Source organism: Candidatus Accumulibacter phosphatis (assembly GCF_012939955.1).
Classification (GTDB): domain Bacteria; phylum Pseudomonadota; class Gammaproteobacteria; order Burkholderiales; family Rhodocyclaceae; genus Accumulibacter; species Accumulibacter delftensis.
Genome location: NZ_SPMY01000107.1, coordinates 1 through 542 on the forward strand (window position 1 = coordinate 1; position 542 = coordinate 542).

Below are 542 nucleotides of genomic sequence, written 5' to 3' on the forward strand. Positions count from 1 at the left end.
ATTTTTCGGCGACCCGCGACCTATTCCCCCTGATTTTTCGGCGACCCGCGACCTATTCCCCCTGACCTTGGGGCGTGACCCGCAACCTATTCCTCTGTCGTGAGGTCGCCCGCGACCTATTCCCCCTGCGACCCGCGACCTATTCCCCCTGACCTTGGGGCGTGACCCGCGACCTATTCCCCCTGCTCTCAGGTGCGCTGCTTGGGTTTTTCCACAAGGTCGAACAAGGGGTTCAACAAGCTCTTGGCATCCCCGGTCTGTTCCAGCGTTGGCTTAAAGCTTTGCTGTCGGTCAACGGCTTGGACTAGACGATACTTTTGCATCATTCTGGCGACGATTGGCGGCTTTCTGCTCGGCGACAAAATCGCGGGTCGGGAACAGCGTGTAGGTCACGTCTTCCAACTTGGCGCGGGAGCCTCGCTGCTCAGTCTTTCTGACGACGGCCAATGTGCCCATGGTCTTGAGTTCTTCCCATGCGCTATCGAGCGCGGCAACGGCATCGCGCTCGCGCCCATAACCATTGAGCAAGGCGCTGTCGCGCC

At 60.0% G+C, this 542-nt stretch carries 1 pseudogene; it reads right to left on the reverse strand.

Annotated features, from left to right (window positions below):
* Window positions 1-291: 291 nt before the first annotated feature.
* Window positions 292-542: pseudogene (locus E4Q23_RS21355) on the reverse strand (replication protein); the annotation flags it as partial.